Origin of the sequence: Flavobacterium fragile, from assembly GCF_023634865.1 — a bacterium.
GTDB classification, from domain to species: Bacteria; Bacteroidota; Bacteroidia; order Flavobacteriales; family Flavobacteriaceae; genus Flavobacterium; species Flavobacterium fragile.
The window spans coordinates 20954-46878 of sequence record NZ_JAMLJN010000002.1; the positions used below are offsets into that span (position 1 = coordinate 20954).

General features: G+C 32.7%; 16 protein-coding genes and 1 tRNA gene. 6 read left to right on the forward strand and 11 right to left on the reverse strand.

What is annotated here, in order from left to right:
- Nucleotides 1-6: 6 nt before the first annotated feature.
- The 10 genes from NAT47_RS02615 to NAT47_RS02660 all read right to left on the reverse strand — a co-directional run bounded on the left by NAT47_RS02615 (nucleotide 7) and on the right by NAT47_RS02660 (nucleotide 16003).
- Nucleotides 7-7191, reverse strand: coding sequence for a T9SS type A sorting domain-containing protein (locus NAT47_RS02615; RefSeq protein WP_250579975.1), 7185 nt, complete (start codon nucleotides 7189-7191; stop codon nucleotides 7-9).
- A 154-nt stretch (nucleotides 7192-7345) separates the two neighbouring features.
- Entirely contained in the window at nucleotides 7346-8509 is a 1164-nt protein-coding gene (locus tag NAT47_RS02620; protein WP_250579976.1) for a tetratricopeptide repeat protein, read from the reverse strand.
- Nucleotides 8506-10083 carry a helix-turn-helix domain-containing protein gene (locus NAT47_RS02625; protein WP_250579977.1) on the reverse strand — a complete coding sequence of 526 codons (1578 nt, stop codon included), beginning with the start codon at nucleotides 10081-10083 and terminating at the stop codon, nucleotides 8506-8508. Before NAT47_RS02625 ends, NAT47_RS02620 begins: the two co-directional genes overlap by 4 nt.
- A gap of 413 nt (nucleotides 10084-10496) precedes the next feature.
- Nucleotides 10497-11162, reverse strand: coding sequence for a hypothetical protein (locus NAT47_RS02630; RefSeq protein ID WP_250579978.1), 666 nt, complete (start codon nucleotides 11160-11162; stop codon nucleotides 10497-10499).
- Nucleotides 11163-11294: 132 nt separating this feature from the next.
- Nucleotides 11295-11954, reverse strand: a complete 660-nt coding sequence (locus NAT47_RS02635) for an ATPase (protein ID WP_250579979.1) — start codon at nucleotides 11952-11954, stop codon at nucleotides 11295-11297.
- A complete protein-coding gene (locus tag NAT47_RS02640; protein WP_250579982.1) occupies nucleotides 11938-12876 on the reverse strand; it encodes a transcriptional regulator in 939 nt (312 codons plus the stop codon). Before NAT47_RS02640 ends, NAT47_RS02635 begins: the two co-directional genes overlap by 17 nt.
- 183 nt (nucleotides 12877-13059) lie before the next feature.
- Nucleotides 13060-13374: a helix-turn-helix domain-containing protein gene (locus NAT47_RS02645; protein WP_250579984.1), complete on the reverse strand. Its 315-nt coding sequence runs from the start codon at nucleotides 13372-13374 to the stop codon at nucleotides 13060-13062.
- 116 nt (nucleotides 13375-13490) lie between these two features.
- A complete protein-coding gene (locus tag NAT47_RS02650; RefSeq protein WP_250579986.1) occupies nucleotides 13491-14330 on the reverse strand; it encodes an RteC domain-containing protein in 840 nt (279 codons plus the stop codon).
- 85 nt (nucleotides 14331-14415) lie between these two features.
- Nucleotides 14416-15672, reverse strand: a complete 1257-nt coding sequence (locus NAT47_RS02655) for a site-specific integrase (RefSeq protein WP_250579988.1) — start codon at nucleotides 15670-15672, stop codon at nucleotides 14416-14418.
- Nucleotides 15673-15923: 251 nt separating this feature from the next.
- Nucleotides 15924-16003: transfer RNA gene (locus NAT47_RS02660), tRNA-Leu, on the reverse strand.
- Between the two features lie 166 nt (nucleotides 16004-16169).
- Between NAT47_RS02660 and NAT47_RS02665 the strand changes: the two genes are divergently transcribed.
- From NAT47_RS02665 to pth, 3 genes are all read left to right on the forward strand, one after another.
- Complete coding sequence (locus NAT47_RS02665) at nucleotides 16170-17111, forward strand: ribose-phosphate pyrophosphokinase (RefSeq protein WP_250579991.1); 942 nt, start codon at nucleotides 16170-16172, stop codon at nucleotides 17109-17111.
- 47 nt (nucleotides 17112-17158) lie between these two features.
- Nucleotides 17159-17761: a 50S ribosomal protein L25/general stress protein Ctc gene (locus NAT47_RS02670; RefSeq protein ID WP_250579992.1), complete on the forward strand. Its 603-nt coding sequence runs from the start codon at nucleotides 17159-17161 to the stop codon at nucleotides 17759-17761.
- A 142-nt stretch (nucleotides 17762-17903) separates the two neighbouring features.
- A complete protein-coding gene (gene pth / locus NAT47_RS02675) occupies nucleotides 17904-18470 on the forward strand; it encodes an aminoacyl-tRNA hydrolase (protein WP_250579995.1) in 567 nt (188 codons plus the stop codon).
- A 49-nt stretch (nucleotides 18471-18519) separates the two neighbouring features.
- Here pth and NAT47_RS02680 read toward each other — a convergent pair whose 3' ends face one another.
- Nucleotides 18520-21252, reverse strand: coding sequence for a reprolysin-like metallopeptidase (locus tag NAT47_RS02680; protein ID WP_250579997.1), 2733 nt, complete (start codon nucleotides 21250-21252; stop codon nucleotides 18520-18522).
- Between the two features lie 270 nt (nucleotides 21253-21522).
- Between NAT47_RS02680 and NAT47_RS02685 the strand changes: the two genes are divergently transcribed.
- The 3 genes from NAT47_RS02685 to NAT47_RS02695 all read left to right on the forward strand — a co-directional run bounded on the left by NAT47_RS02685 (nucleotide 21523) and on the right by NAT47_RS02695 (nucleotide 25892).
- Nucleotides 21523-23586, forward strand: a complete 2064-nt coding sequence (locus tag NAT47_RS02685; RefSeq protein ID WP_250580004.1) for a M43 family zinc metalloprotease — start codon at nucleotides 21523-21525, stop codon at nucleotides 23584-23586.
- A gap of 72 nt (nucleotides 23587-23658) precedes the next feature.
- On the forward strand, nucleotides 23659-24591 hold the full coding sequence (locus tag NAT47_RS02690) for a bifunctional riboflavin kinase/FAD synthetase (protein WP_250580006.1): 933 nt from the start codon (nucleotides 23659-23661) through the stop codon (nucleotides 24589-24591).
- The gene (locus NAT47_RS02695) at nucleotides 24588-25892 is read left to right on the forward strand and encodes an HTTM domain-containing protein (RefSeq protein WP_250580008.1); all 1305 of its coding nucleotides are present in this window, start codon (nucleotides 24588-24590) and stop codon (nucleotides 25890-25892) included. Before NAT47_RS02690 ends, NAT47_RS02695 begins: the two co-directional genes overlap by 4 nt.
- Nucleotides 25893-25925: the final 33 nt, after the last annotated feature.

Sequence of the window (25925 nt, forward strand, 5' to 3'; positions counted from 1 at the left end):
TTATATTTATTCTTTTTTTATTACTTTAAAAGTTTGAACATTTTGTTCTGAATACGCTTTAACTAAATAAGTTGCCGTAGGTAATTCACTAAAATCTACCTGAATTTCAGATGAGTTAGTGTTAACTACCTTAACTAATTGACCTACCAAATTAAATAACTCCACTTTTGTAATTGTTTCATTTGCAGCAATTGTAAGCTGATTTGATACTGGGTTTGGATAATATTTTAAATTAGTAAAAGTAAATTCTTGACCTTGTAAAGTTGCAACAGAAAAACAACTAGATGTTCTCACACAATCAGGTGTTGTAACTATTACTGCATAATTACCCGTAGCTGTTACAGTAAAACTTTGAGCTGTTTGACCTGAAATTGGAGTATTTCCATTATCACAGTCTACCCACTGATAAGTTGCTCCTGATTCTGCCACTGTTAGTGTATCCCCAACTCTAGTTATAGTAGTATCTAAATTTACTGCAGCTAAAGCTCCTATAGAAACTCCAACACCATCACCATTAGGCTGACAGTTAACTACAACTGAACCAGTTCTTGTAACAAAACAATTCTTTCTTACTTCATAATTATACGTTCCAAATGGAATGTTTTCAAACATATAATCTCCAATAGGATTCGTACCATTTATCGTATATGTAGTAGATGGATCTGTAGTATTTATTAATGTAACTGTACAGCCTTGGGTAGTTATTAAATTACCAATAAAGAAGAAAACATTATTTGTAGTTTGTGCCGTTAAAGCTCCTATAGAAACTCCAACACCATCACCATTTGGCTGACAGTTAACTACAACTGAACCAGTTCTTGTAACAAAACAATCCTTTCTTACTTCATAATTATACGTTCCAAATGGAATGTTTTCAAACATATAATCTCCAATAGGATTCGTACCATTTATCGTATATGTAATAGATGGATCTGTAGTATTTATTAATGTAACTGTACAACCTTGGGTAGTTATTAAATTACCAATAAAGAAGAAAACATTATTTGTAGTTTGTGCCGTTAAAGCTCCTATAGAAACTCCAACACCATCACCATTTGGCTGACAGTTAACTACAACTGAACCAGTTCTTGTAACAAAACAATCCTTTCTTACTTCATAATTATACGTTCCAAATGGAATGTTTTCAAACATATAATCTCCAATAGGATTCGTACCATTAATCGTATATGAAATGGATGGATCTGCTGTATTTGTTAATGTAATGGTACATCCTTGTTGTGTAATTAACCCTACAAAGAAAAACACATTATTAGTAGTAGCTATTGGGCTATTAGTGAACGTAGTAGTCGCTGATGGACATCCAACAACAGATACTGTATACTGAGTTCCTGCTACAGCATTAAGAACTACACCATTAGCATCAACACTAGGTCCAGATGGACTAAAAGTATAGGTTAAACTGCTATTATAATTTGTAATGGTAGAAACTCCTGCCTCAGTACAAGTTGCTGGTGCTGAATTAATCACAGGTGCATCCACTATAGTTGCAGTTACTGGTACTCTTGTTGACGACTCACAAATCTCATCAAATGTTAAGTTGTGGAAACAATTTGTAGTATTAGCCGTTGTAGTTACTGCAGTGGTAAGATTAGTAACATTTCCTAATAATACTACTGAACCAGCAGACGTTGGATATGTAATAGCTGCTGTACTATTCCCTAAAAGATTGTTTGTTGCTACCAATCCATCTGTTACCACTAGTCTGTAACCTCTTCCAGCTGGAATAATATAGTTTAAAGTTACAACTTGAGAAACAGTTCCAACAGTACCAGTGTTTGAGGTTGGTATAAAAGTAACTGGTGTTGTACCCGAAACCATATTTCCTGTTTCATCAAACAATCCTATTGTAATAGGTGTTAAAGAAACCGTATTTTTAGGATATACTGTTACCGTTTTTAATCTAATTTGTTTCGTAACATCGAAAGCAATACCTCTAAATATAGCTGAAGATGTTGCAGTTCCTGCGTAAGCAGCAGTATTTACCGCATTAGTAGTTTCTGTAGCTGATGCCACGTAATAAGTTGTTGTGCTAGCAACCGTTGGACTGTAAGAAGTTCCTGTTGCTACTAAATTACCACCTACTTCCGCATCATACCAATTTAAGATACCAACACCTGTAGCTGTTAAATTAAGAGTTCCTGATGAACATGATGTTGCTCCGGTAGTCATTACATCAGGTAACGTTACTAATATTACTACTGGTGTAGATGAAACTGTACTAGATGAACATGTTACATTACATCTGTAAGATGTTTCAACAGTTGGTGTAGCTGTAAACGTAGAAGATGTTGCATTTGGAATATTAGACCAACTTGTACCCCCATTAACAGAACTTTGCCATTGATAAGTTACTCCTGAACCCACCGTAGCAGTTTCTAAACTCAATGCTACTGAAACACCTGAACAAACAGAAGTTGTTGAAGCAATTGTAGCACCAGGCGCAGGTGTTCCTGTACATGCAGTTCCTTCAGCATAAGCAAAGTTACCTAAGAAACCTCCTGTTTGAGCTGTTGCTAAAACTATTGAAGGAACAGTCGGCATCGAAAAATGAGCTGCGTCAAAAGTAATTGCTGACGTTGGTGTTGAAACAACATCGTAAACCCCATTTTCTGAAGTAGAATGAACAATTATATTTCTATTCGAAATAGTATTAGAACCTAATCTTACATTATAACCTGTAAAGCTTCCTGCAGTACCAACTCTTGTAAGTTTCCATCTATCAGAACTTATATTTGAAGCGTTAGCTGCATTTACTGATCCTGAATTTGAATCAAAAGCTTCACCCATTAATTCAACTCCTCCTGTTGCAGCGAAAGCTATCGGAAGGTATTTACCATTTTTACCAAGTGGCAATAACCTGAATTGTCCAATAGTTGAAGAACTGTTATTAGCAAATGCAAGAGGTCCATTAACATATGAAGTTGCACTACCTCCAGAAATTGTTGCTCCAACAGAAGACGTTACATCAGGATTACCGATAGATAGTAAATTTATATCTGTTGTGTTTACGATACCATTAATCAACGTTAAATTAGTTGAAAGTCTTAAAGGCACATTCAATGTAACTCCTTCTAAACTTGTATTCATTACAGAAATTGAAGCAAAAGAAGCAGTGCTAAATCCATTATTTGTTTCCGACCACTGGTTGCTTGCAAAAACACCATTTCCAGATATTGTTTGAGGAAGTGTAGTTGGAACTGCTGATCCATTGATGTAATTTCCTAAATACAGTGTAGTGGTACTTAAAGGGAAATTAATTGTTCCATTATTTACAATATCACCTCCAACATAAACAGTTGCATTTCCAAAAGTTTTTCTGAAATGACTTCCAGCAGTAACTATGAAATCATTTTGTACGTTCATATTGTAAGCATTGTTGATGTTATTGCTGCTCACATTCATATAACGTTCTGCACCATTAGGCGCATCTACAGTAAGATTACCTAATGAAAATAAACCACCTGCCGCTTGAAACTGACAATTAAACCCATTAGAAATCAATGCTCCTCTTTGAGTAGAAATACCATCTCCAATTTGTAAGGTATGGTTTAAACCAGCAGCATAATGATTTGGTGAAGAATAGATAAAAGATCCACTTGAAAGGGTATTAAAAGGACTGAATGTCAAAACCAATGGCGATGGTGCTCCTACTTGAATAGGTTGAGAAAACTCAATAGCTGTACCACCTGTGTACATCGTAACAAATGTTCCTGGTGCAATACCTGCTCCTGAAACAATCATTCCTGCAATTATATTTGGATCAGCCGTAGTCAAAACTGTACTGTAAGCACCAGGATTAACAGCAGCAAAAGAAATAGTCTGTGAAGTTGTTATTGGTGATGTAGTTAATCCTGTAATTGCATTTGACAAAATAATTTTCATTACTGCAGATGAAACATCTAATCCATTAATAGCTCTACCAATAACTGTAGTACCAGGCGGAATTCCAGGTCCAGTTACTACTTGTCCTATAGCTACATTAGCATTAGATGCTGATGGTTCTAGATTTACACCATTGCATCCATTCGACATGGATGAAAATGTTAAAACAGTTCCTGATGGAACCGAAGCCGTGTGAGCTACATCTAAAGTAATAGTAATATTATTTCCTGTGAAGTCTGGAATAGCTGAAACAATTTTTGCACCAGCACCAATATTGGTTCCCGTTACAAACTGACCTGGAGAATAAATATTTTGACCTCCTCCATTAGAAGAAACTCTCACAGTAAATACACCTGCATTTGCACTTGAATTAGTAGGTTGTGTATATGTACCTGTAGCTCCAGCAGTATTCAATGAAAAATTCCCTAATGAAGTAGCTGAAATTGTAGTACCCTCATTTACCAATGGGTCAACTATAGTAATTTTACCACCTGTTAAAGCTAAATTAGAGGTTTCAATTTTACAAGAAGCACCACCAAAAGCTACAGATGTAGCAGCATCACCATTGTTGTTACTATCGACAATAATTTCTCCACCAGATTGATTAAAGAAACTTCCAGATTTATAAGCAACAAAACCATTTACTTTTAATTTTCCACTTGTCATGGTATGGGTACCATAGTTATAAAAAGCCGCATTGTTGTTTGTACAACCCACAGTCATTTCTGTAGTATTCCCATCATTTGTTAAAGTTGCTCCTTCTGAAATTACTACACCAGCTGCACTTGCAACTGTAGTTACATTTACATTATGTCCTGAGGCAATAGTAACCACATTTGTACATGAAGGAACTACTGAACCCACCCAAGTTGAAGGAGAATTCCAATCACCACTAGCAGCAGAAACAATTGCTGAAGATGTATTTAATTTAGAGGTGCTGTTCACACCGATATAAAATGGAGCCGCAGTTAAATGGGCTAATGTTAAATCTTTTCTGAATACAAAAAGTTGTGCTGTTCCCTCTTGGTGCACCCCTGGTGCAGCAGTCGATAAATTCATTAATCTTGAAGAACCGTCAATTGCTTCGTAAGCTCCATTGGCATAAATTCCCACTCTGTGATTACCCGAATTATTGTAAACTACTGCTGATCCACTAGGAATCGCATTAGCATCTGGAGTTGAAAAAGCCCAATTTCCATTGTATCTGTCAGTAATGGTATAAGTACCATCTGCTATTGAAAGAGCATTTGTTACAGTACTAGCATCAGTGTAAGTTAACCCTACTTCTCCAGCCATAGATGGATTTGTTTCTGGCAACAGATATAATGATCTGTCTTGACCTGCTGCGCTGATAAATGGATACCAATAAGATTTATAATTATTATCTGTTCCAGGGTATTCTGTACCTGGTTGAACATTTTTTGTGTTAGCACTACTTATCCATCTAGAAATTGTTCCACCTTTAAATCCAGAACTTGGATTAATTGTTACAGTAGATAAATTACTAAAGTTACCTAAAACAAATCTATTCCCTGAAGTAACATTTATTCTTCCCGAAATTAAAATAAGATTAGATTTAATTCTTACTAAATTTACATTCCAAATTACATTAGTTGAAACTGAAGCTGTATTTGTAACCTCAAATTGATTTAATACCCCCGATACATTTGAAGAAGTATTAACTCCTGCTGCAGAACCACCGATAAATCCTGCTGGATCTATTGTTATATTTTGAACGGTTGTTCCATTAAGTGTTAATCTTCCTTGGAAGTTTTGTGATCCTCCTAAACTGGAGTCGAATCTAGCTCCTGGTCCAACATCTAAATTATGTCCTAATTTCAAATATTTTCCATTTGTAGTTCCGTCATGATTATTAAATCTAGCACCACTACCCGCAATATTCAAATCATTATGAATAACAAACTCATCTATTATATTACTAATAGCATATTGAACTAATGAATTAGCTCCTACAAGAATTAAATCCTCACAACCTGAATATCTTGAATCGATAATTACCGTTTCATTTTCATTGTCTAAAACTACCGTATCAGCATGAGTTGGAACTTTTCCTCCATCCCAAGTAGTTGGTTGTGACCAAAGACCTGAATGAGCACACGTAATTTCTTCTGGAACTCTTGAAGTAAGTGATATATTATCAATTGCTGCTGGAGGAAGTGTACCTGCAGAAGAACTATTTGTCCAAACAAAAATTAATTTAAAAGTAGTACCTGCAAAAGACTTAGGAATGAAAGCCGTTGTTTTTGTAACTGCTGCTTGTGGGTTTGAATTAAATGAAATTAGAGTGGCACCTGGCCAAGAAACTCCATATGCAAATGCGTTTGTTACTTGAGTATTAGTACCCACAACGTTTTGTGTAATAGGAGCCGCCCATACTTGCCAACCCGATCCTGAAGTAACTGGTGATTTAACATCAAATGTTAAAGTCATCGCAGATTCACCAGCAGGAACAGTTACATCTCGATGAAAATAAACAGTTCTAGGAGCAGGATAACCTGCATAAGAATTGGTAAATCCATTATCGTTTGTTACATAAGCAGCGTTACCTGAAATAGAGGCAGCTGTTGCAGTGAAATTTAATGTTTGAGCAACAGCCAGAGCTGCTGCGTTTAATGTAGGTCTTGATAAACCCAATGTAGTACCATTAATACTTGCCACATATGTATTAGAACCAATAACACCTGCAATAGGAGTTATTTCCATACCTACAGAAATATTAGGATTTACTGCAGATAAAGTTACTGTAAGTGCATTTGCTGCAATAGAAGCAGTTGTATTTTGAACTGCATTTACACTAACGGCACCTGGAAGCTTACTAAATCCTAAAGTTATGTCGGAAGCAGTTGCCGTTGCGTTTTGAGACAATGTTAATGTAGTCCCTGAGATACTTGAAACAAATGTATTGGCAGGAATGTTAGCACCATAAACAATTTGTCCTTGAACAATATTTGCATTTGGAGCATTTAAAGTAATGGTTGCAGAACCACTTGTCATTGAACCTACCGAAGTGGTCCCAGAAGCTGCTGTTCCTACAACCCATTTAATAGGACCTGTTCCTTCATTAGCAACAGTCCAACCATTTGCGGCAAAAGTATTCCCTAAATTGAATCCTCCTTCAGCAGCAGGATTAATTAATGTTGTTTGAGAATACAAATTACCAGCCAAACAAAAAAATGCGAAAACCATTAGTTTTTTAAAAAACTCTTTGGTCGCATTTTTTGAAACAAAGTATTCGAGTACTTTGTAGTTGAGTAATTTTTCTTTCATAATCATACACTTTGGTTTTATATGTTAGTAAGGTAAAATTATGTATAAATATTCCTATATACATTGACACCTATTTCAAAATTACTGAATTTCAAAAGTCTAATATATAAAAAAAGCCTTGAAATTCAAGGCTTTAAGTGTAATAATTGACAAACTATATGTTTTTTGGGTTTTGTAGCAAACTAATCTTGTTTTGAAGTGCTTCAATGTCTTTTTTTGCCCCTTTAATTCTATTTAATACAAAAATAATTACGATTAATACAATTACAAAAATGGTCAAATTAATTAAATTAAATAAAGAAACTGTTTTTTCAAACTTTGAAGACAATTCGGATTTCTTCTCAACTAAGGAATCACTTATCGATTTTCGTTCGCGTTCTTTTATTAATTTTTGAGTTAACAAATATTTAAGATGAAATTCTTTAAACTTATCCCATTTATTTAAAGCCAAATAATTCTCTGATAAGCCTCTATATATTTCTTGATTCAAAATTAAATCTTCAACATTTTTGGAAATATTTTTGGCTTTTAAGAGAGTAACAACTGCTTCCTGAAATTTTCCTTCTAAAGTATATACTTGAGCCAATCCTTTCAAAGCAAAAGCATGTAAACTTGATGCGTTTACATTTAAGGCATATTTAATTGAAATCTCAAAGTTCTTCTTAGCATCAGGATAATTGGCCATTTGAATGTAACAATTCCCTTTGTTGTACCTATTGATACTAATGATAGAATTTGCTAATTTTGATTTTGATTCTAACAAATATTTTAAACCTTTATCAAAAAATTCAATAGCTAAATCGCAATTTAATTTTTCTTTATAAATAAATCCTCTAACCGTATTATTGGAACCTAAATAGTACAAGACTGAATCTTTAACAGGATAATCTAACATCAATTGCTCTGCTTGATCAAGATATTGAATCGACTTATCATAAATCTTAAGTTGGTGGTATTGAATCCCCATTTTATTGGTAATGATAATCTTAAGCAAAGCATCATTACTTAAATGCAGAATTTGGCTTGCTTTGATTACATATTCTAAGGACTTTTGATAATCTCGTTTTGAAGAATAGGCATCCGAAATTAGTTTATAAGCTCTAATTTTGTAGTCCACATTTCCATTAGCATCTTTAATAATTTTATCACCGATTCGAATTGCTTCATCAGGGTTTTTATACATTAATAAAGTACCCTCTTTTATTTTTACATCAATATCATTTTTGCTTTGTGCATAAAATGATACAGTCATCATCAAAGAAAGAAATAGCGTTTGAAGATATAAAACCGTAATCTTATGTAAATGTAATTTTATCATACGGCAATAGCTTGTTTTTCTTCTTTTAACAACTCAATAAAGGTAACAGGTGAAATTCCAGTAATGGATTTAAAAACTGTTGCAAAACTACTATGCGATGCAAAACCGCAATCCTCAGCTAAATAACTAATTTTGTAATTAATATAATTAGGATCAGATTTTAATTTTTCTACCAAATAATTAATACGCAATTTGTTTATGTAGGTATTGAAGTTTACATGATAATGGGTATTAATTATTTCAGACAGATATTTAGTGTTCGTATCAAATTGACCTGCTAAAACAGCTAAAGAAATATCTTTATTTGTAAAACGTGTTGTGCTTTCAAATCGTTTTAACTTTGCCAAAATTAACTTTTCTGTATCCTCAGGAATAAGGACACGTTTAGGCAAGCCTTTAACAACAACTTCTTTTTCAGTGTAGCGATTAATTAGGTTAGCGCGTGTGATCTCTAAATATCGTATCACTTCGTCTAAACTTTTCTTTCTTTGATAGTAGCGCCACCAAAAGAATAATCCACCAAAAATTACAGCCAATAATGTAGAAATTGCAACATATAGTAGAGTTAAATAATTCCCTTTTGCCTCTTCATAATTTCCTAAATATTCATCCGATATTAAATTATATGCTACATTAGTTGCATCCTCTTCTAATAAATCTGCCTGATTATTAATTTTATTAAACTCTTTGTTTGCAATTTTATAATTTGTGGTGTCATTCAGTGCTAAATAATTCACAATTTGTTGGCGAATTATCATTTCTTTTAAAAACACATTATTAAGAACCTCCGAATTTCTTAAAGATTCATTTAATACTGTGGCCGCTTTATTGTGATTTTTTTCTAAAAAGTATACCGAAGCTAATCCTGATAAAACATACGATTTTGCAAATAAATTTTCTGAACTATTTTTTTCTGAAAGTTTTAAGGCTTTTTTAAAACAAGTTTCAGATTTATGTAACTCCTTTTTTTCTAAATATATTTGGCCTAAAATAATTTGAAGCCAAACTTTTGTTTCTAAATTCAAATTATCATTTACATTCCTTTCGGCTTTTTGTAGTAGCTGTAATGCTTCATTTAATTTGTTGGATTGTAAATAGTTTTTTGCTTTTTCAATTTGAACAAACATTTTGGCTTCTGAAGAAAGATTATTCTCTGAAATATTATTAAGCAATAACTCACTATCGCTAATCTCAATCTCTGACTCCTTATTCAACGATAATTTTCTAAAAATTGCTGCTTTAAATACCTCTATTTCTACTTTTTCCTTTGTGGTTAAATGGTCATTAAACTTTTTCTCTTCAAAAAGCACTTTCAACGAAGCACTAAAATCACCTTTTACAAAATGAGTTTTTGCAATTAGCAAATTTACTTTTGCTTTTTCTTCTTCTGAAATATCAGGATTGATTAATAAATGTTGGGCTATCTTTAAAGCTTGACTTGGTTTGGAATACATTAATTCCTCAACCTCTTTTTTTAAGTTATGCTTTTGTGGTGTTTGCGCAATGAGAAAACTACATTTTAATACGAAAATTAAAATGCATAATGTTTTCAAATAAAATAAACTTTCTTTCATTTTCGCAAAGACATTTTTTTATGAAATTATCTAAAAAACAAATATATCATATAAATTTAAAAAAAAGCAATGATTGTTTAACATTCATTCTATTTTTTGTTGTTTTTTTCACTTTATAAATTTCATTTATGTGATTAATTCATTGTAATCAATTAATCAAAAAAATATAGTTTTAAAAACGAACTTACTCAACACCTCATTCAATTATTTGCTTTTGTCACATTTATATTCCAATCTTTTTACGTTTTATTCGACTACCACTTTTATAATTTCTAGGATTTTTCTCTTTATCTACAGTTACTTCATTACCAATTATTGGTTAAAACATCTGCATATTTTTTTCTGTGCAAAACAAATCTTAAAAAGCGTTCTTTACTTAAGGTTCAATTTGATGTAATTTAATCATAATCTATCTATTCAAATAAGATTTTGAGTTTTCTACTGAAATTAATTTTAGCCAGATAATCTATGAATTCAGGGAGTTCTGATAGAGACAATAAGCCGTTTGTGTTTCTTGGTAATGGTTTAACATAAACTTCTTTGATGTGTTTTTTATAATTGACTTCACCGAGTATGAAACGGAGTAATGTTTGTACATATTGCTTTGAAATTAACGTGTCTTCACTAGTCAAGGAATTTGGATAATACAGAGTCAAAATTACTCTTTTATTTGCGGTGTTATAGTCTTCCAACTTGATTGAAATTGAATTGATTATTTCAATTATTTTATCTGAAAATTGGTTTTTGTTTTCGGCACATAATGGCTTTAGAAATGTGTGAGCTATGAAGTATTCTAATCTTGGTTTATTTTCACCTAACGCTATTATTTTAGGGAATAGTTTGCGATAACCGTGAGCTGAAAATAAGATGCAAAATTTGTTAGGATGATTGTTTTGCGTGTAAATGTAAATGACGATTCTTTTGGATACATAGTTGAGGTTTCGATGTAGGTTTTCTATTACTTCATCGGAATTAATTCCTAGTTTGTAGGCGTGGTAAATTGCTTGTTCGTTTTGTTGGAACCAGTTCCAGAAGTTTTGGATGGTTTTTATTTGGCGAGGGTTTAGTTGTTTATTCATTTTATGAAGGATTAAAGGTTTTGGGTTAAAGGTTTAAGGTTGTGGTTTTAAGCTGCGCTTAAAAGTGTAAGCCTGCTTTGCAGGAGATACCTAGCTTCGCGCGGTATGACAAACTCATTGACAAAAAAAGAATCATCTTTTATCCCTGGATTCATTGCTGAAGGAGATTAGGTTGAACATTTGTCTCATTCTTGATCTAAGGCGGTTGCCATAGAGGGCTTCGATTTCGCTTGCAGAGAGGTTTGTAGTTATGTGGGTGATGGAATGATTTTGCACAAAATCTTCGTATCGTGAAATGATTATTTCTGCCATTACGTTGAGGTCGTTTCCGTAGTGTTTGATGTTTTGTTCGGCGCCTAAGTCGTCGAAACAATAGCCAGTTAAGCGCGATTGCGTGTGCTCTTTTTGAGTGTAATTTTGAAGTGATTCGAAGCCATTTTTTGCAAACTCAAAAGATATTTCTCTACAAGTTTTGATTTTGTAGTCGTGTTTGTGGTAAAAAAACGGTCGGATTAATGCCATAATTGACGTTTTCCCGCATCCAATTGGTCCCGATAATAAAATACCTTTGTCGAGGTCTAAATTAAGCTCTAAAGCCTTTTTTTCGTCTCGAATGGCATAAATTACCAATTTGAGAATGGTTTGATGGTCAACCACTTCAATTTTGAAAGAGCGACCGTAGATGAGTTTGCCCTGGTACTCGATGTAGTTTAAGCACCAATTGAAGTTGTAAACTTTGATTCCGTTTTGAATAACGAAAGTGTCTTTGATGGTGTTATAGTGCTTCTCCATAGTTTTTTTGATTTGTTACGTGGAGGTGGTTTGGATTTAGATTAATGGTTTTGGTTTCTTTACTAACCGAAGTATTCGGTTTGTATCCAAACTTCTTCGTGTTTAGCATCCAGTTTCTTGCAGCTGCTTTCCAATCTTTCATTTTGGTTTTACCACCAACAAGCCAGCCGTTACTCTCGAAGTAGTTAAAAAAGCGTTGTGCTTCGATTTCTGAAAAGTTTTTTTCAAGGAAGTAGATTTGAGCTTCTTCGAGAGTAGGCTTTGAATGTTTTGAAATTGACTTCTCGACTTCGCTCGAAATGACAGCACTATTGTTTGAAAAAATCTTTTTCTTTTTTTCGCGCAACTTTTTTTCTTTTTCTTCTTCAACTTTTAAATCCGATTCTTGAACCTCATCAAAAATTGAATTTCTAAAAATTGAATTTTTTTCGTTTTTTGAAATTTCTTGCTTATCTAAGTTTATAATGTTTGTATTGTTTATATTGTTTATATAAGGTACATGTTTAGAGCTTGTTTGATGCTTGTTTAGAGCTTGTTTAGTAACCTGTTCATTAACCTGTTTAATAACTTGGTCATTTTTTGATGAGGTTGAACGCTTTTTTAGTTCTTTTTTTGGTACTGGTTTGGTATAAAAATCCAAGTTGCAAACTTCCAAAATGGATCCTTTGAAAGGATTAAATGAAGGTTTGTAAATCACGTATTCTCTTTCTGTTAAATCTTTCATGCATTTGTGGTAGGTTGCAGTTGAGGCAATCTTACTTATACGCATGAGTTCATCGCGAGAAATACTGATTGGATTTTGAAAGCGGTTTTGATTCCATAGTTGGAATATGGCCATGTATAGGCTTATGTGGGTAGCGTTGAGTTCATAATCGGCACCTACTTTTTCGAAGAAGCCGGTGAGGTGTTTGATGTAGTTCATGTTTGAGTGATTAGTGAATAGTAATTAGTGAATAGTGTTGCTTGAACTGCGTTCAAGAGGTTAGCCTACTTTGTAGTTGTCTCGACTGCTCTCGACATGACAATAATTTGGTTAACTTCATTTGTTGACTTGCAAATGCATACTTCGCAAGTTCCGTTACAGTTTACAGTATTGTCTTCCATGTTACTTTTCTAGCATTTTTACGATGTCTTCGTAGTTGTAGTAAATTATTCCACCAATGCGTTTGTACTTTAACGTTCCGTTAATGCGGAGGTTTTGTAATGTCCCAGGAGAGATTCTCAGGATTTCACGAACTTCCGCTGATTTGAGCCAAGGCTTAGGTGAAGCTTCAGAAGTGTTAGTTTTTGTTGTGGAGTTTGTGATTTCTTGAAGTAGCAGATTACCGAAGTTTAACAAATCTCGTTTAGTTACCATTTGATGGTTAAGTAATTCGATGTTGTCTGTTTCTGGGAACAGGGCTTTGTGATTAAAATTCATAATGCTATGTTTTGAAATTATTTGGTACAAAACAATTACATTTAAAAAAGAAAAGTTCCCAAGTTGGTACCAACTTGGGAACGATTTTTATACTTTTTGAGGAAAATTAGTTGTTTTTAGTTTAAATCGTTTTCGATTTTTGTCTCCAATGCATCTTGCAATTGATTTAAAAATCGGGTTTGATCCGATTTTCGGTTTTTGATATCAATGAAGCTTCTAGTGATGTTATCGCCTAAATCGATTTGAAAGGCTTTTTCAAAAACATGGGTAATCTCTTTGATGTCGGCTTGACCGTTATCGAAAACTTTAGATTCGTGTAAGGCGTATATGAGTTCTATTAAATCTACTTTTTTGGCTGTCCAGTGTAGATTGGAATTGAATTGAATATTCATAATTGAACATGATTTATTTAAATTGTCTATTCTATTTTCAACATGTAAAGCAAGTAATTCGTATGCAATTACTTTTGCTAATAAATAATCATGCGATGTACAAAGTTTCGCATCTTGATTGATAACAATACAATCGTTCAAAATTAAGTCCTTGTATTCTTTTCTAGTGAAGTATAATTCGTCAAATTGAGTTGATTGACTTTTAATGTACTTAATAAATTCTCTATTCTTTCTATGAAATTGATTGATTGAATCCAGTTTTTTCTCGAAATGTTTTACTTTTTTGTTTTTGTCAATCGGCTGGGTAGCAATCAACAATAAAACCTCTTTGTAAAATATAAGTTTAGCGACTATATTTGGTTTTACTTCTTTAAAAAAAGTGATTTCATCTTGTACCGTTTCAAAGGCATGATTCTTTAACCAATCGGAAAGCTGTTTTAAAATGTCTTCAATAAACATTATTATCTTTTTTGCTTTTTCTATCTCATCGGAATAGGTGTTAAGGATTAAACTTAATTCGTTTTCAAAATCTAATAGGGAGTTGTTTTTTATAGCTGTTATCATAAAAAAAATAGATTTTAGTTTGTCAAATTAAACTAAAATCTATTAATAATATTGCAAGAATTTTGTTAAAACTATAAAAGTTTTCCTATAAAGTAAAGCTTTGATTTACAATGTTTTCCTGTTTATGCAAATTTTTTAATTTATCCTTCAAAATTAGCATATCCTCACTAATTTTCTTGTCTAAAATCTTGGCATAGTGCTGTGTGGTTTTTAGATTGGTATGTCCTAACATTTTACTTACGGTTTCGATTGGAACACCATTACTCAATGTTACGGTTGTTGCAAAAGTATGACGTGCTATGTGGAAAGTTAGTTCTTTATTGATTCCGCATACATCCGCAATTTCTTTCAGATAGGCATTCATTTTTTGATTGGAGAGAATAGGGAGAATACTGCCTGTGTTCAAACAAACTGGATTATCAGAATATTTATCAATAATCATTTCCGCAACTGGCAATAATGGAATTTTTGAAGCTATATCAGTCTTTTGACGATTTTTAAAAATCCATTTACTACCATCAATCCCAATACTAATATTTTCCTTTTTAAGCTGCTGCACATCCACATAAGCTAAACCTGTAAAACAACTAAAAACAAAAATGTCTCTTACAAGTTCTAATCTTGGCACCACGAATTGTTTGTTCAACATACTTTCAATTTCATGCTCGGTTAAATATTCTCTCTCTACAACTTTGAGTTTGGCTTTGTAGTTAGATAGTGGGTCTTTTTCTATCCAACCATTATCAAGACAGATATTGATGATTTTACCGACGCTTTTTACATATTTAATAGTCGTATTGTTGTTACACTTCAAAGTAGATCTTAGATAAAAATCAAATCCGGTCATCATTGCAAAATCTATTTTCTTAACAGGAACATCGGAAACATTATAACTCTCAACAAGATACTTTTCAAAATGAGACAAAGTAGTTTTGAAATTCTTCCAAGTGTTATAGGAATATTCAGTTCCAATAAGTTTATCCATTTTATCGTTGTGGTCTTTAAACACCTTTACAATGGTGATTGCTTTTTCTTCTTTACCAAATAATTTACTTCGTAATGTTTCAAATGTGATTACTTCATTCTCCAGAAGTAGTTGTTTTTGAGCTTCAAACAATTTGTTGCTTAACAATGTTAGATATTCATTCACTGAACGAGCTTCTTCTGAATTTCCTTTCATTTTGCGCATTTCAGTTGACCATTTGGATTTTTCTACTTGTTTTTGTGTAGAAATTTCGAATCGTTTTCCATCTACAGTAACTCTCATGTAAATTGGAATTAGTCCTTTTGAAGTCGTTTTAGCGGACTTCAAAATAAATGTTGAAGAGATTTTTGCATTCATAGTCTGGTAACCTTTTGATTAAATAATTTACTAATTTTTTATTATTTAGTCAAGATGTTTAATGATTGAACAGCCTTATTTTATTGGGCTTTTCGTCATTTTAGGGGACCCTTTTTTGAATTTCAAAATAGGTCACCTAATTGGACACCTTGCGAATGCTATTTCTTGAATAATTTGGAGGGATTGAAAATGAAAAAACCCCTTAAATCGTGTGATTTAAGGGGTTTTGTATGATTTTGTAGTTAAAATCGTACCCGGAGTGGGAATCGAACCCACACACCTAAGTACACGAGTTTGAGTCGTGCGCGTCTACCAATTCCGCCATCCGGGCAATGGGAAATGATTTTAGTATCATTAAGTGGGTGCAAATGTAAAAAATATTTCTTCAATTCATAAAAAAATAGTTAAAAATATGCTTTCAGAGTTCGAATTTATTTCTAAATTTGCACCTCAATTGCACAACACGACACTAACTAACTACTAAACAATAAATTAACATGCTGTATCAAGAACCAGAAGCAAAAATTTTTGCATGTTCTCAAAGTGTGTATCTAGCCGAACAAATTGCTGAAAAGTATGGTGTTCCACTAGGTAAAGTAACGTTCTCTAAATATAGTGATGGCGAATTTCAGCCTTCTTTTGAAGAATCAATAAGAGGATTACGCGTTTTCCTTGTTTGTTCGACTTTCCCAAGTTCAGACAATTTAATGGAATTATTATTGATGATTGATGCGGCAAAAAGAGCATCGGCTCGTCATATCACAGCGGTAATTCCTTATTTCGGTTGGGCAAGACAAGACAGAAAAGATAAGCCAAGAGTGCCAATTGGAGCCAAATTAGTAGCAAAACTATTAGAAACAGCTGGAGCTACCCGAATTATGACTATGGATTTACATGCCGATCAAATTCAAGGGTTCTTTGAAAAGCCAGTAGACCATTTATTTGCTTCTACTATCTTTTTACCTTATGTGAGAAGTTTAAATTTAGAGAATTTAACTATCGCATCTCCAGACATGGGAGGTTCAAAAAGAGCTTATGCGTATTCTAAATTTTTAGAATCAGATGTAGTGGTGTGCTACAAGCAAAGAAAAAAAGCTAATGTCATCGACACCATGGAGCTAATAGGAGAAGTGAAAGGGCGAAATGTTATCTTAGTTGACGACATGATTGATACAGGAGGCACATTAGCCAAAGCAGCTGATGTCATGATGGAAAAAGGAGCATTAAGCGTAAGAGCAATATGTACGCATCCTATTTTATCAGGTGAAGCATATGAAAAAATAGAGAATTCTCAATTATTAGAATTGATAGTTACCGATTCAATTCCGTTAAGAAAAGAATCAAAGAAAATTAAAGTTGTAAGTTGTGCCCCTTTATTTGCAGAAGTAATGCATATGGTACAAAACAACAACTCTATTAGTGGTAAATTTTTGATGTAATCAAGAAACCACTTTAACAAGTATTTATTAATTATATATATTTTACAATGAAATCAATTACGATTAAAGGATCAGAAAGAGAAAGCGTAGGCAAAAAGGCAACTAAAGCCGTACGTGATGCTGGAATGGTTCCTTGCGTTATCTACGGAGGAAATCAACCAGTTCATTTTGTTGCAGACGAAAGAGCATTTAAAGATTTGGTTTACACTCCAAACGCACACACAGTTGTAGTTGAGTTAAACGGAACGTCTTACAATGTAATCATGCAAGACATTCAATTTCACCCAGTTTCTGACAAAATTTTACACATCGACTTCTTCCAATTAAGTGATGACAAGGAAATCATTATGGAAGTACCAGTTAAAGTTACAGGAACTTCTCCTGGAGTATTATTAGGTGGTGTTTTACGTTTGAACCAACGTCGTTTAAAAGTAAAAGCTTTACCAAAATTTTTACCTGACTTCGTTGAAGCGAACATTTCAGAATTACAAATGGGTAACAAGTTGTATGTTACTAAAATTGAAACTAACAATTTTAAATTAATGCACCCAGATAATACTGTAGTTTGTCAAGTGAGAATTTCTCGTGCGGCAATGAAAGCAGCTCAAGAAGCAGCAAAAGCAGAAAAAGGAGCAAAAAAGAAAAAATAATTTCTTTTCAATCTATACAAAAGAAGCATCAGTTTTTACTGGTGCTTTTTTTATGCTTTTCAGTATCTAAACTTTGCATTACTTTTGCAAAATGAATTGGCTATCAAATCTATTTAAGAAACAAAAACAAGAGCATTTACCCATGAAGAAATTCTTAATCGTAGGGCTAGGAAATATTGGCTCAGAATATGCAAATACACGACACAATATCGGATTTAAAGTTTTGGATTATTTAGCTAACAAGGAAGGAATTTCTTTTCAAACCGTAAAATTGGGTGAAATAGCCGAACTAAAAATTAAAGGAAGAACCTTATTATTACTTAAGCCAAATACCTATATGAACTTGAGCGGGAAAGCCGTAAAATATTGGTTAGAAAAGGAAAACATTGAAAAAGAAAACATGTTGGTTATAACCGATGATTTGAATTTAGCTTTTGGAACCATCCGAATCAAAACCAAAGGAAGCGATGGTGGTCATAACGGACTTAAAAACATTCAATTGTTATTAAATTCAACGGAATATCCAAGATATAGATTTGGGATTAGCGATGCCTTTAAAAAAGGCCAACAAGTGGATTACGTACTAGGCGAATGGAGTGAAGAAGAAAAAGAGAAACTAAAAGAGCGTTTAGATATTAGCTCAGAAATAATAAAATCATTTGCCCTGGCAGGCTTAAACAATACGATGAATACGTATAATGGAAAATAAAAAAGGGAAGCTAAAAGCTTCCCTTTTTTGTATTTATAAATTATTCCATTTATTGAACTACAATTTTCTTCACTTCTTTTCTAGCGCCATCTTGAACTGTTACAAGATATACTCCAGATTGAACTCCATTTAATTGTAATGTTTCATTAAATAAACCATTATTGTTATATGATTTAGTAAAAATTTCTCTTCCTCTAATATCATGAACATTAACTTTAATTTCATTACCTGTATTAGATGTAAATTGAATATTAAAGTTTCCGTTGTTAGGATTTGGATAAATCATGAAATCGATACCTGAAAAATCATCATTTGATAAAACCGGAACTAGTTCAGAATAACATAATTGAATTGTAAAAGTATTAAATGTACCACTTGAACCATCTACAACACCATCTTTAAAATAAACTCCCCAGTTTCCAGCACTATTTTGACCAACAGCTGCATTAATATTAGCTATAGAATATGTTCTGAAATCTGGTCCACTTGTAGTTTGAGCACAATCAACAGCTGGAGCTGTTGTATAAAACCATTTATCTAAATTTGCCGTAGTACAAGTATTATTATACCATAAAGCTGTAATTAAACCTCCTGAAGTATCTTCCCATGGTTGAGCTAATAAAATATTTACCTGACCAATACTAGGATGTGTAATGTTAGCTTTATATTTTATAGCCGAAATAGTAAAAGAGTCAGTAATTGGTAAGTTATAACCCGGATACCCACCTGTACTTTGAGTAATTGCAGCATTTAAATTAAATGGATAATCTCTACAAACATTTTGAGGTTGATAGGTATAATTACCTATTGCAATATTCTTTGTGTTTACACTAAAAAAGATATTTCCAGAAGCTTTTACCATAATACGACAATTAGGAGCGGTAACACTTGGAACAGTAATGGTTTCAGAACCATCATTTAAAGTATTAGCCAAAATTGTAGTCCAAGTAACACCGTTGTCAGTGGTATATAATATATCAACATTTGCTCCTCCTACACTAGTATTTGTATTATTTACTGCCCAAGTAACTGTTTGTGAAGAACCCGGTGTCCAAACAATCCCGTCAGTATTCTGAGACGTTACAGACAATGGACCTCTTGTATCATCAATGGTTACACTCATATTAGACCTTGCTGTTTGTCCACCTGTAGGAACTTGATTATCTCTTACAGTCAAGGCAAAATTTAAAGTTCTTGCTACATTAGGTGTTACTTCCCATGTTGGTGTTAAATTTCCTGCCAAAATATCAGACATTTGAGGAAAATATCTAGTTGGGGAAGCACTTGGAACCCTTGATCTATAAACAGGACCTGTTGTTTGAGTTGTTGTTGGATAATTAGTACCTGCTGCCGCATTTGTTTGTTCCCAACAATAAGTTAAAGAAGCAGACGCATCTACATCTGTAGCAGAACCTGTTAACATGAAAGCTGTACCTCTCGGAATTGTACGATTAGTTAAAGCTGCTATAACAGGAACATTATTCCCATTATTTGTTTGAGGTGCACAATTTCCTGTACCTATCATAACCGCATTCATACTAGCAATACTAACAGCATGAAAATAAGCATCTGAATTCGACTGAACATTTTCTTCACATATTCCTGCATACGCCATAATTGTCGAACCACTACCAGGCTCAACAGCGTTAAGAGTACTCACATTCCCAGATTTACAATTTCCTGCAGTATCATCATTAGAACTAAAAGTGTGAGGTCCTCCAAATTGATGTCCCATTTCGTGCGCCACATAATCAATATCAAATGGATCTCCCACTGGAGATGGAGAACCAGTAATTCCACGCGCTTTATTTGTACTATTACAAACAACCCCTAACCCTGCTAAACCACCACCACCAGTACTTACGGTATGTCCAATATCAAAATTATTTACACCGATTGCAGTTGTAATTTCGTTCTGACTCTCATTAATTAATAAATTTGCATTATCATTTGAGAAGTTATCAGCAGTAATAAAAATAATCAAATCATTATTAGCAACTAAATTCATTCTTAATGACATGTCTCTTTCGTAAATACCATTTACACGCGTCATGGTAACATTCATTGCTGCAAGTACCGCTGCTTTCTTTTGAGCAAGTGATCCCGCATTTAAACCAGCAGCATTAACATGAAAAGCAGCATATTCAATAGTACACGCCATCGCTAATCTGTATTGTCTGAAAATACCATCATTAGCTAAAGTTTGGTTGTCAAAAGTACTTCTATTTTGCTCGGCAATTTCTTCATGATTATCTTGAAAATCACAAGCAAAACTTCTTACTCTTTGTATATTTTTTCTATTATACACAATGTAACTGTTAAGATCTTTTGTGTACGTATCGATATAATATGTTCCTTCATCACCTGATAAAGACATAACATGTAATCCAAATAAAGTAACACTGAATCTTAATTTTACTGATGGATTATCTATACCAATAGCAACATACGACTTGATATCTGGATATCTATCAGCCAAACCTTTCTCCATTACAGGCGCTTCATAAATTCTAAATTTAGACAATTCACCATTAGAATTTGGAAAATCAACAATTACATTAGAAAAAACACCATCCGTATCAATTGGTGCACCAACAAGAGATTGTTTAAAAGCCTCGAAATTTAAATTCATTAATTGATATAGAGATGGATGCGAGGCACGTTCCATCTTTTGTAAACCAACTAAATTTTCGTCAGATGTCTTAGTCCATAGTTTGTTTTGTCCGAAAGAAAAAGAGACGAACAAAAGAAAAACTAAAGAAATTTGTAATTTTTTTCTCATTATATAAAAAATTATTAGGTCAATTAGCAAATTTATAACTTTTTTAAAAAAATATCATAAATTTTGTATAATAATTTCATTGCTTTAAATTATTAATTCATATTATGGAAATTAATAAATTCAAAAATTGGTTTTGAAAAATTTTTTAAAATTAAAAAATAATCAAAAAAATCTCTTGTAAATTGCTTAAAAACAAAAAAATAAAATAAAAAACAAAAAAAATAAACTTGTTTTTATATATTTGGCCGATTTAACCTAATTCAAAAAGAAATGAAAAAAATATTTTTTTTATTACTTTCTTTTACAATGTTAGTCTCAACTAATTCTGTAGCCCAAATAAAAAAGAAAGTAAAACACTTTGGAAAAGAAATTTCTCCAAGCAACATTACACCTGAAGGATATATTAGATGTCTTACTGAAGAATACGAGGATTATCTAAGATCAATTGATCCAAATAGAATGTCTAAAGCCGAATTTGAAACTTGGTTAGCACCATTAATTGAAAAACAAAAAAAATCACCACAAACTTTTTCTCAAACCGGAAACATTATATACATACCAGTTGTGGTACATGTAATTCACAATGGTGATGCATATGGTGTAAATGAGAATATTACAGATGAACAAGTGCAATCTCAAATAACTGTTCTTACTCAAGACTTCAGAAAAATGACAGGTACACCTGGGTTTAATTCGAATCCTGTAGGAGCTGACACTCAAATTGAATTCGTGCTTGCTAAGGTAGACCCAAATGGCAATCCAACTAATGGGATTAACAGAGTAAATCTATGTCAAGCCTCTTGGTCTACAGAAGAAATTGATAGCACAGTGAAACCACTAACCATATGGGATCCTGCTCTATACATGAACATGTGGTCAGTTAATTTTACAGATTCAAGCCTTTTAGGATATGCACAATTTCCTAGTAGCTCTGGATTAAATGGCTTAAATGTAAATGGTGGTGCTGCAAACACAGATGGAGTAGTTTCAGGTTACAGTTTTTTTGGAAGTTCTTCTTTAGCACAAGGAAGTTTCTCTGCTCCATATGACAAAGGAAGAACTATGACACATGAAGTAGGGCACTTTTTAGGTTTACGTCACATTTGGGGTGATGGAGATTGTACTGTAGACGACTTTTGTAATGATACTCCAAATGCTGCTGCAGCTAATTCAGGTTGTCCTACTATAGATTCATGTCCATTCGGCGGAAATGATATGGTTCAGAATTACATGGACTACACTAATGACGCATGTATGAACATATTCACTAATGATCAAAAAACAAGAATAGTTGCTGTAATGAACAATTCACCAAGAAGATCTACTTTAAAAACATCAACAAAAAATATAGCGATACCTTTATTTGCTAATGATGCCGAAATAAAAATTGAAAATTCATGTAGTACTATAGAACCTACTTGCACGGTTCCCAACCCATCTGTACCGGCAAAAAGTGTTTTATTATACAACAGAGGAACTTCAAATTTAACATCTGCTACCATAAGCTATAACATGAATGGCGGCACTAACTACAATCAAAACTGGACAGGTAATTTAGCTCCTGACAAGTACGCAGTTGTAACATTAACAAACACTACGGGCTATGGAACGTTAAATGCTTCTATAGTTTCTACAAATGGAACAACAGACCAAAGAACTACGAACAATACGGCTTCAAGAACTTTTAGTGGTATTTCATCTCTTCCATATGCAAATTCAACAACATTTACTTTCAACCTTTATGGTGATAATTTTGGAACTGAAATTACATGGACATTAAAAAATCAAGCAGGAACAACCTTATACAGTGGTGGTCCTTATGATGATGTTACTACTAGCACACCAAGACAATATGTTAATCAAACATGGACATTACCTACAAATGGTTGTTACTATTTAACAGTAACTGATGAATATGGAGATGGATTATTTGACGGAAGTGTACAAGGATATTATACCGTAACTTCTGGTACAACAAGTTTAGTGAACGTTACAGATTTCGTTGTTCCAAATTACACGCCACTTACACCATCGTCAAGAGTTAGTTATTTTTCTAATAACGCAACATTATCTAACGACAACTTTAGTTTTTTAGAAAATGTTTCTATTTACCCTAACCCTTCAAAAGATTATTTCACTATTAGTTTACCTGAACAAACTAATTTTGATGGAAAAATTGAAATCTTTAATAGTATAGGGCAACAGATTTTAGTTAAACCTATTCAATCAAATGCCGACTTAAATGTAAATGTGGCAAATTATGCTGATGGGGTATATCTAATTAATTTAACTGTTGGCGAAGCTTCTAAAACATTTAAATTCATAAAAAATTAATTATTTTAATTAATTTTATAACTTTAAAAGGATTGACTCGTTCAATCCTTTTATTTTTGTAAAAAAAATATTTTGAAAGTATTCAACTCAATAGATTCTTTTTATAGTTCAAAAAAAACGATTATGACTATTGGCACCTTTGATGGTGTTCATATAGGCCATCAGTCTATTTTAAAAAAAATAACCTCAATTGATACACAAAAGGAACTAACAAGCGTGGTTTTAACTTTTTTCCCACATCCCAGAATGGTACTTAATCAGGAAAATTCAATTAAGCTACTAAATACCATAGAAGAAAAAATACTTTTACTCAAGCGTTTCAAAGTTGAAAATTTAATCATTCATCCTTTCGATAAAACTTTCTCAGATTTAAGTCCCGAAAAATTTGTGACTGAAGTACTAATCAAAAAACTTAATATCCAAAAAATTATTATTGGTTACGACCATCGTTTTGGAAAAAACAGAGCTGCGAACATAGATGATTTAATAATCTTTGGTAAAAAATACGGGTTTGAAGTAGAACAACTTAGCGCCGAAGAAATTGACGAAATTGCCATTAGTTCTACAAAAATTAGAAAAGCTATAACCGACGGGAACATAAAATTGGCTAATGATTATTTGGGCTACCCTTTTATGTTAACTGGTAAAGTAATCCACGGTAAAAAAATCGGCAGAACTATTGGTTTCCCAACTGCCAACATTGAAATCACAGAAAATTACAAATTATTACCCAAAAATGGTGTATATGTAGTTTCAAGTATCATGAATAATATGGAATATTATGGAATGATGAATATAGGTAAAAACCCAACAATTGGTGAAAATGAGCAATCAGTTGAAGTGCATTTTTTAGATATCAATGAAGATCTTTATGGAAAAGAATTACAAATCTCGATATTAGAACATATAAGAGATGAAAAAAAATTCAATTCTTTGTCAGAGCTACAAGAACAGCTAGCAAAAGATAGAATATTCTCTCTGAATTTTATCAAGAAGCAACAATGAATTTCCTATTCAAAGCAATAGATAATAGCCCATTAATAGTTTTCCGAATATTTTTTGGTTTTTTAATTGCTTGTGAAAGCTTTGGAGCCATACTTACCGGATGGGTTAAACGTGTCTTTATAGATCCCGAATTTACCTTTTCTTTTATTGGTTTTGAATGGCTACAACCTTTGCCAGGATTTGGGATGTATTATTATTTCATTATTATGGGAATACTGGGCCTTTGTATTATGCTAGGTTACTACTACCGAATTTCCATAATCTTATATTCATTTCTATGGGCAGGAGCTTATTTAATGCAAAAATCACACTACAACAATCATTATTACTTGTTACTTTTAATTAGTTTTTTAATGATAGTACTTCCTGCAAACAAATATGCCTCATTAGATGTTAAACAAAACCGAACAACTGAACAGATAACCATGCCTTTTTGGATTTCGTTCCTTTTCATAGTTCAAGTTGGTATTGTCTATTTTTTTGCAGCTATCGCTAAAATTTATCCCGATTGGTTGGATGGTACTTTCACAAAAATTCTATTGGCAGAACATTCATCAAATTCCGTTTTTTCTGAGCTATTTTCAAAAAAATGGTTTTACTTATTTATAGCTTATGCTGGAATTGCATTCGATTTATTAATTGTTCCCCTTCTTTTAATTAAAAGAACTAGAACTCTTGCCTTAATAGCTTCTCTTCTATTTCATATTTTTAATGCAATTACCTTGCAAATAGGAATTTTTCCGTTTTTTGCTCTAAGTTTTGCATTATTTTTTTACGAGTCTGAAACAATAAGAAGAATATTTTTAAAAAATAAACCTAGCGTTAAGTTCGAAAAGACTCAATTTAACTTCAACGAAAAAAAAATAGTCTACTTTTTAATCATTCCTTATTTAATTATCCAAGCTCTTTTACCACTGCGACACCATATCATCGAAGGAGATGTCCTTTGGACAGAAGAAGGGCATCGACTAAGTTGGCGCATGATGCTTAGAGAACGAAACGGCTACATTAATATTCTCATTAAAGATCTTAGTTCTGGCCAATTAAGTAATTACGATTACCATAAAAATTTGACCGTAAAACAAATAAATAATTTAGCCACAAAGCCAGATTTTATTTGGCAATACTGTCAAAGAATTAAGAAAGAATTTGAGAATAAAAACATCGCTATTTACATAGAATGTAAAAACAATATTAATAAAAAAGAATACAAGACTTTAATTGACCCTAATTTTGACATGGCTAAAGCTGAATGGAGTCACTTCAAACACAACGAATGGATAGTACTTCAAAAGCCCTAAAATTTTCTTAAAAAGAATTTTCTTTAACTAGTG

What these genes read in the sequence shown, in the direction of transcription:
- NAT47_RS02615 (WP_250579975.1), bottom strand. Translation starts at nt 7,191, where the DNA reads ATGAAAGAAAAATTACTCAACTACAAAGTACTCGAATACTTTGTTTCA.
- NAT47_RS02620 (WP_250579976.1), bottom strand. Translation starts at nt 8,509, where the DNA reads ATGATAAAATTACATTTACATAAGATTACGGTTTTATATCTTCAAACG.
- NAT47_RS02625 (WP_250579977.1), bottom strand. Translation starts at nt 10,083, where the DNA reads ATGAAAGAAAGTTTATTTTATTTGAAAACATTATGCATTTTAATTTTC.
- NAT47_RS02630 (WP_250579978.1), bottom strand. Translation starts at nt 11,162, where the DNA reads ATGAATAAACAACTAAACCCTCGCCAAATAAAAACCATCCAAAACTTC.
- NAT47_RS02635 (WP_250579979.1), bottom strand. Translation starts at nt 11,954, where the DNA reads ATGGAGAAGCACTATAACACCATCAAAGACACTTTCGTTATTCAAAAC.
- NAT47_RS02640 (WP_250579982.1), bottom strand. Translation starts at nt 12,876, where the DNA reads ATGAACTACATCAAACACCTCACCGGCTTCTTCGAAAAAGTAGGTGCC.
- NAT47_RS02645 (WP_250579984.1), bottom strand. Translation starts at nt 13,374, where the DNA reads ATGAATTTTAATCACAAAGCCCTGTTCCCAGAAACAGACAACATCGAA.
- NAT47_RS02650 (WP_250579986.1), bottom strand. Translation starts at nt 14,330, where the DNA reads ATGATAACAGCTATAAAAAACAACTCCCTATTAGATTTTGAAAACGAA.
- NAT47_RS02655 (WP_250579988.1), bottom strand. Translation starts at nt 15,672, where the DNA reads ATGAATGCAAAAATCTCTTCAACATTTATTTTGAAGTCCGCTAAAACG.
- NAT47_RS02665 (WP_250579991.1), top strand. Translation starts at nt 16,170, where the DNA reads ATGCTGTATCAAGAACCAGAAGCAAAAATTTTTGCATGTTCTCAAAGT.
- NAT47_RS02670 (WP_250579992.1), top strand. Translation starts at nt 17,159, where the DNA reads ATGAAATCAATTACGATTAAAGGATCAGAAAGAGAAAGCGTAGGCAAA.
- pth (WP_250579995.1), top strand. Translation starts at nt 17,904, where the DNA reads ATGAAGAAATTCTTAATCGTAGGGCTAGGAAATATTGGCTCAGAATAT.
- NAT47_RS02680 (WP_250579997.1), bottom strand. Translation starts at nt 21,252, where the DNA reads ATGAGAAAAAAATTACAAATTTCTTTAGTTTTTCTTTTGTTCGTCTCT.
- NAT47_RS02685 (WP_250580004.1), top strand. Translation starts at nt 21,523, where the DNA reads ATGAAAAAAATATTTTTTTTATTACTTTCTTTTACAATGTTAGTCTCA.
- NAT47_RS02695 (WP_250580008.1), top strand. Translation starts at nt 24,588, where the DNA reads ATGAATTTCCTATTCAAAGCAATAGATAATAGCCCATTAATAGTTTTC.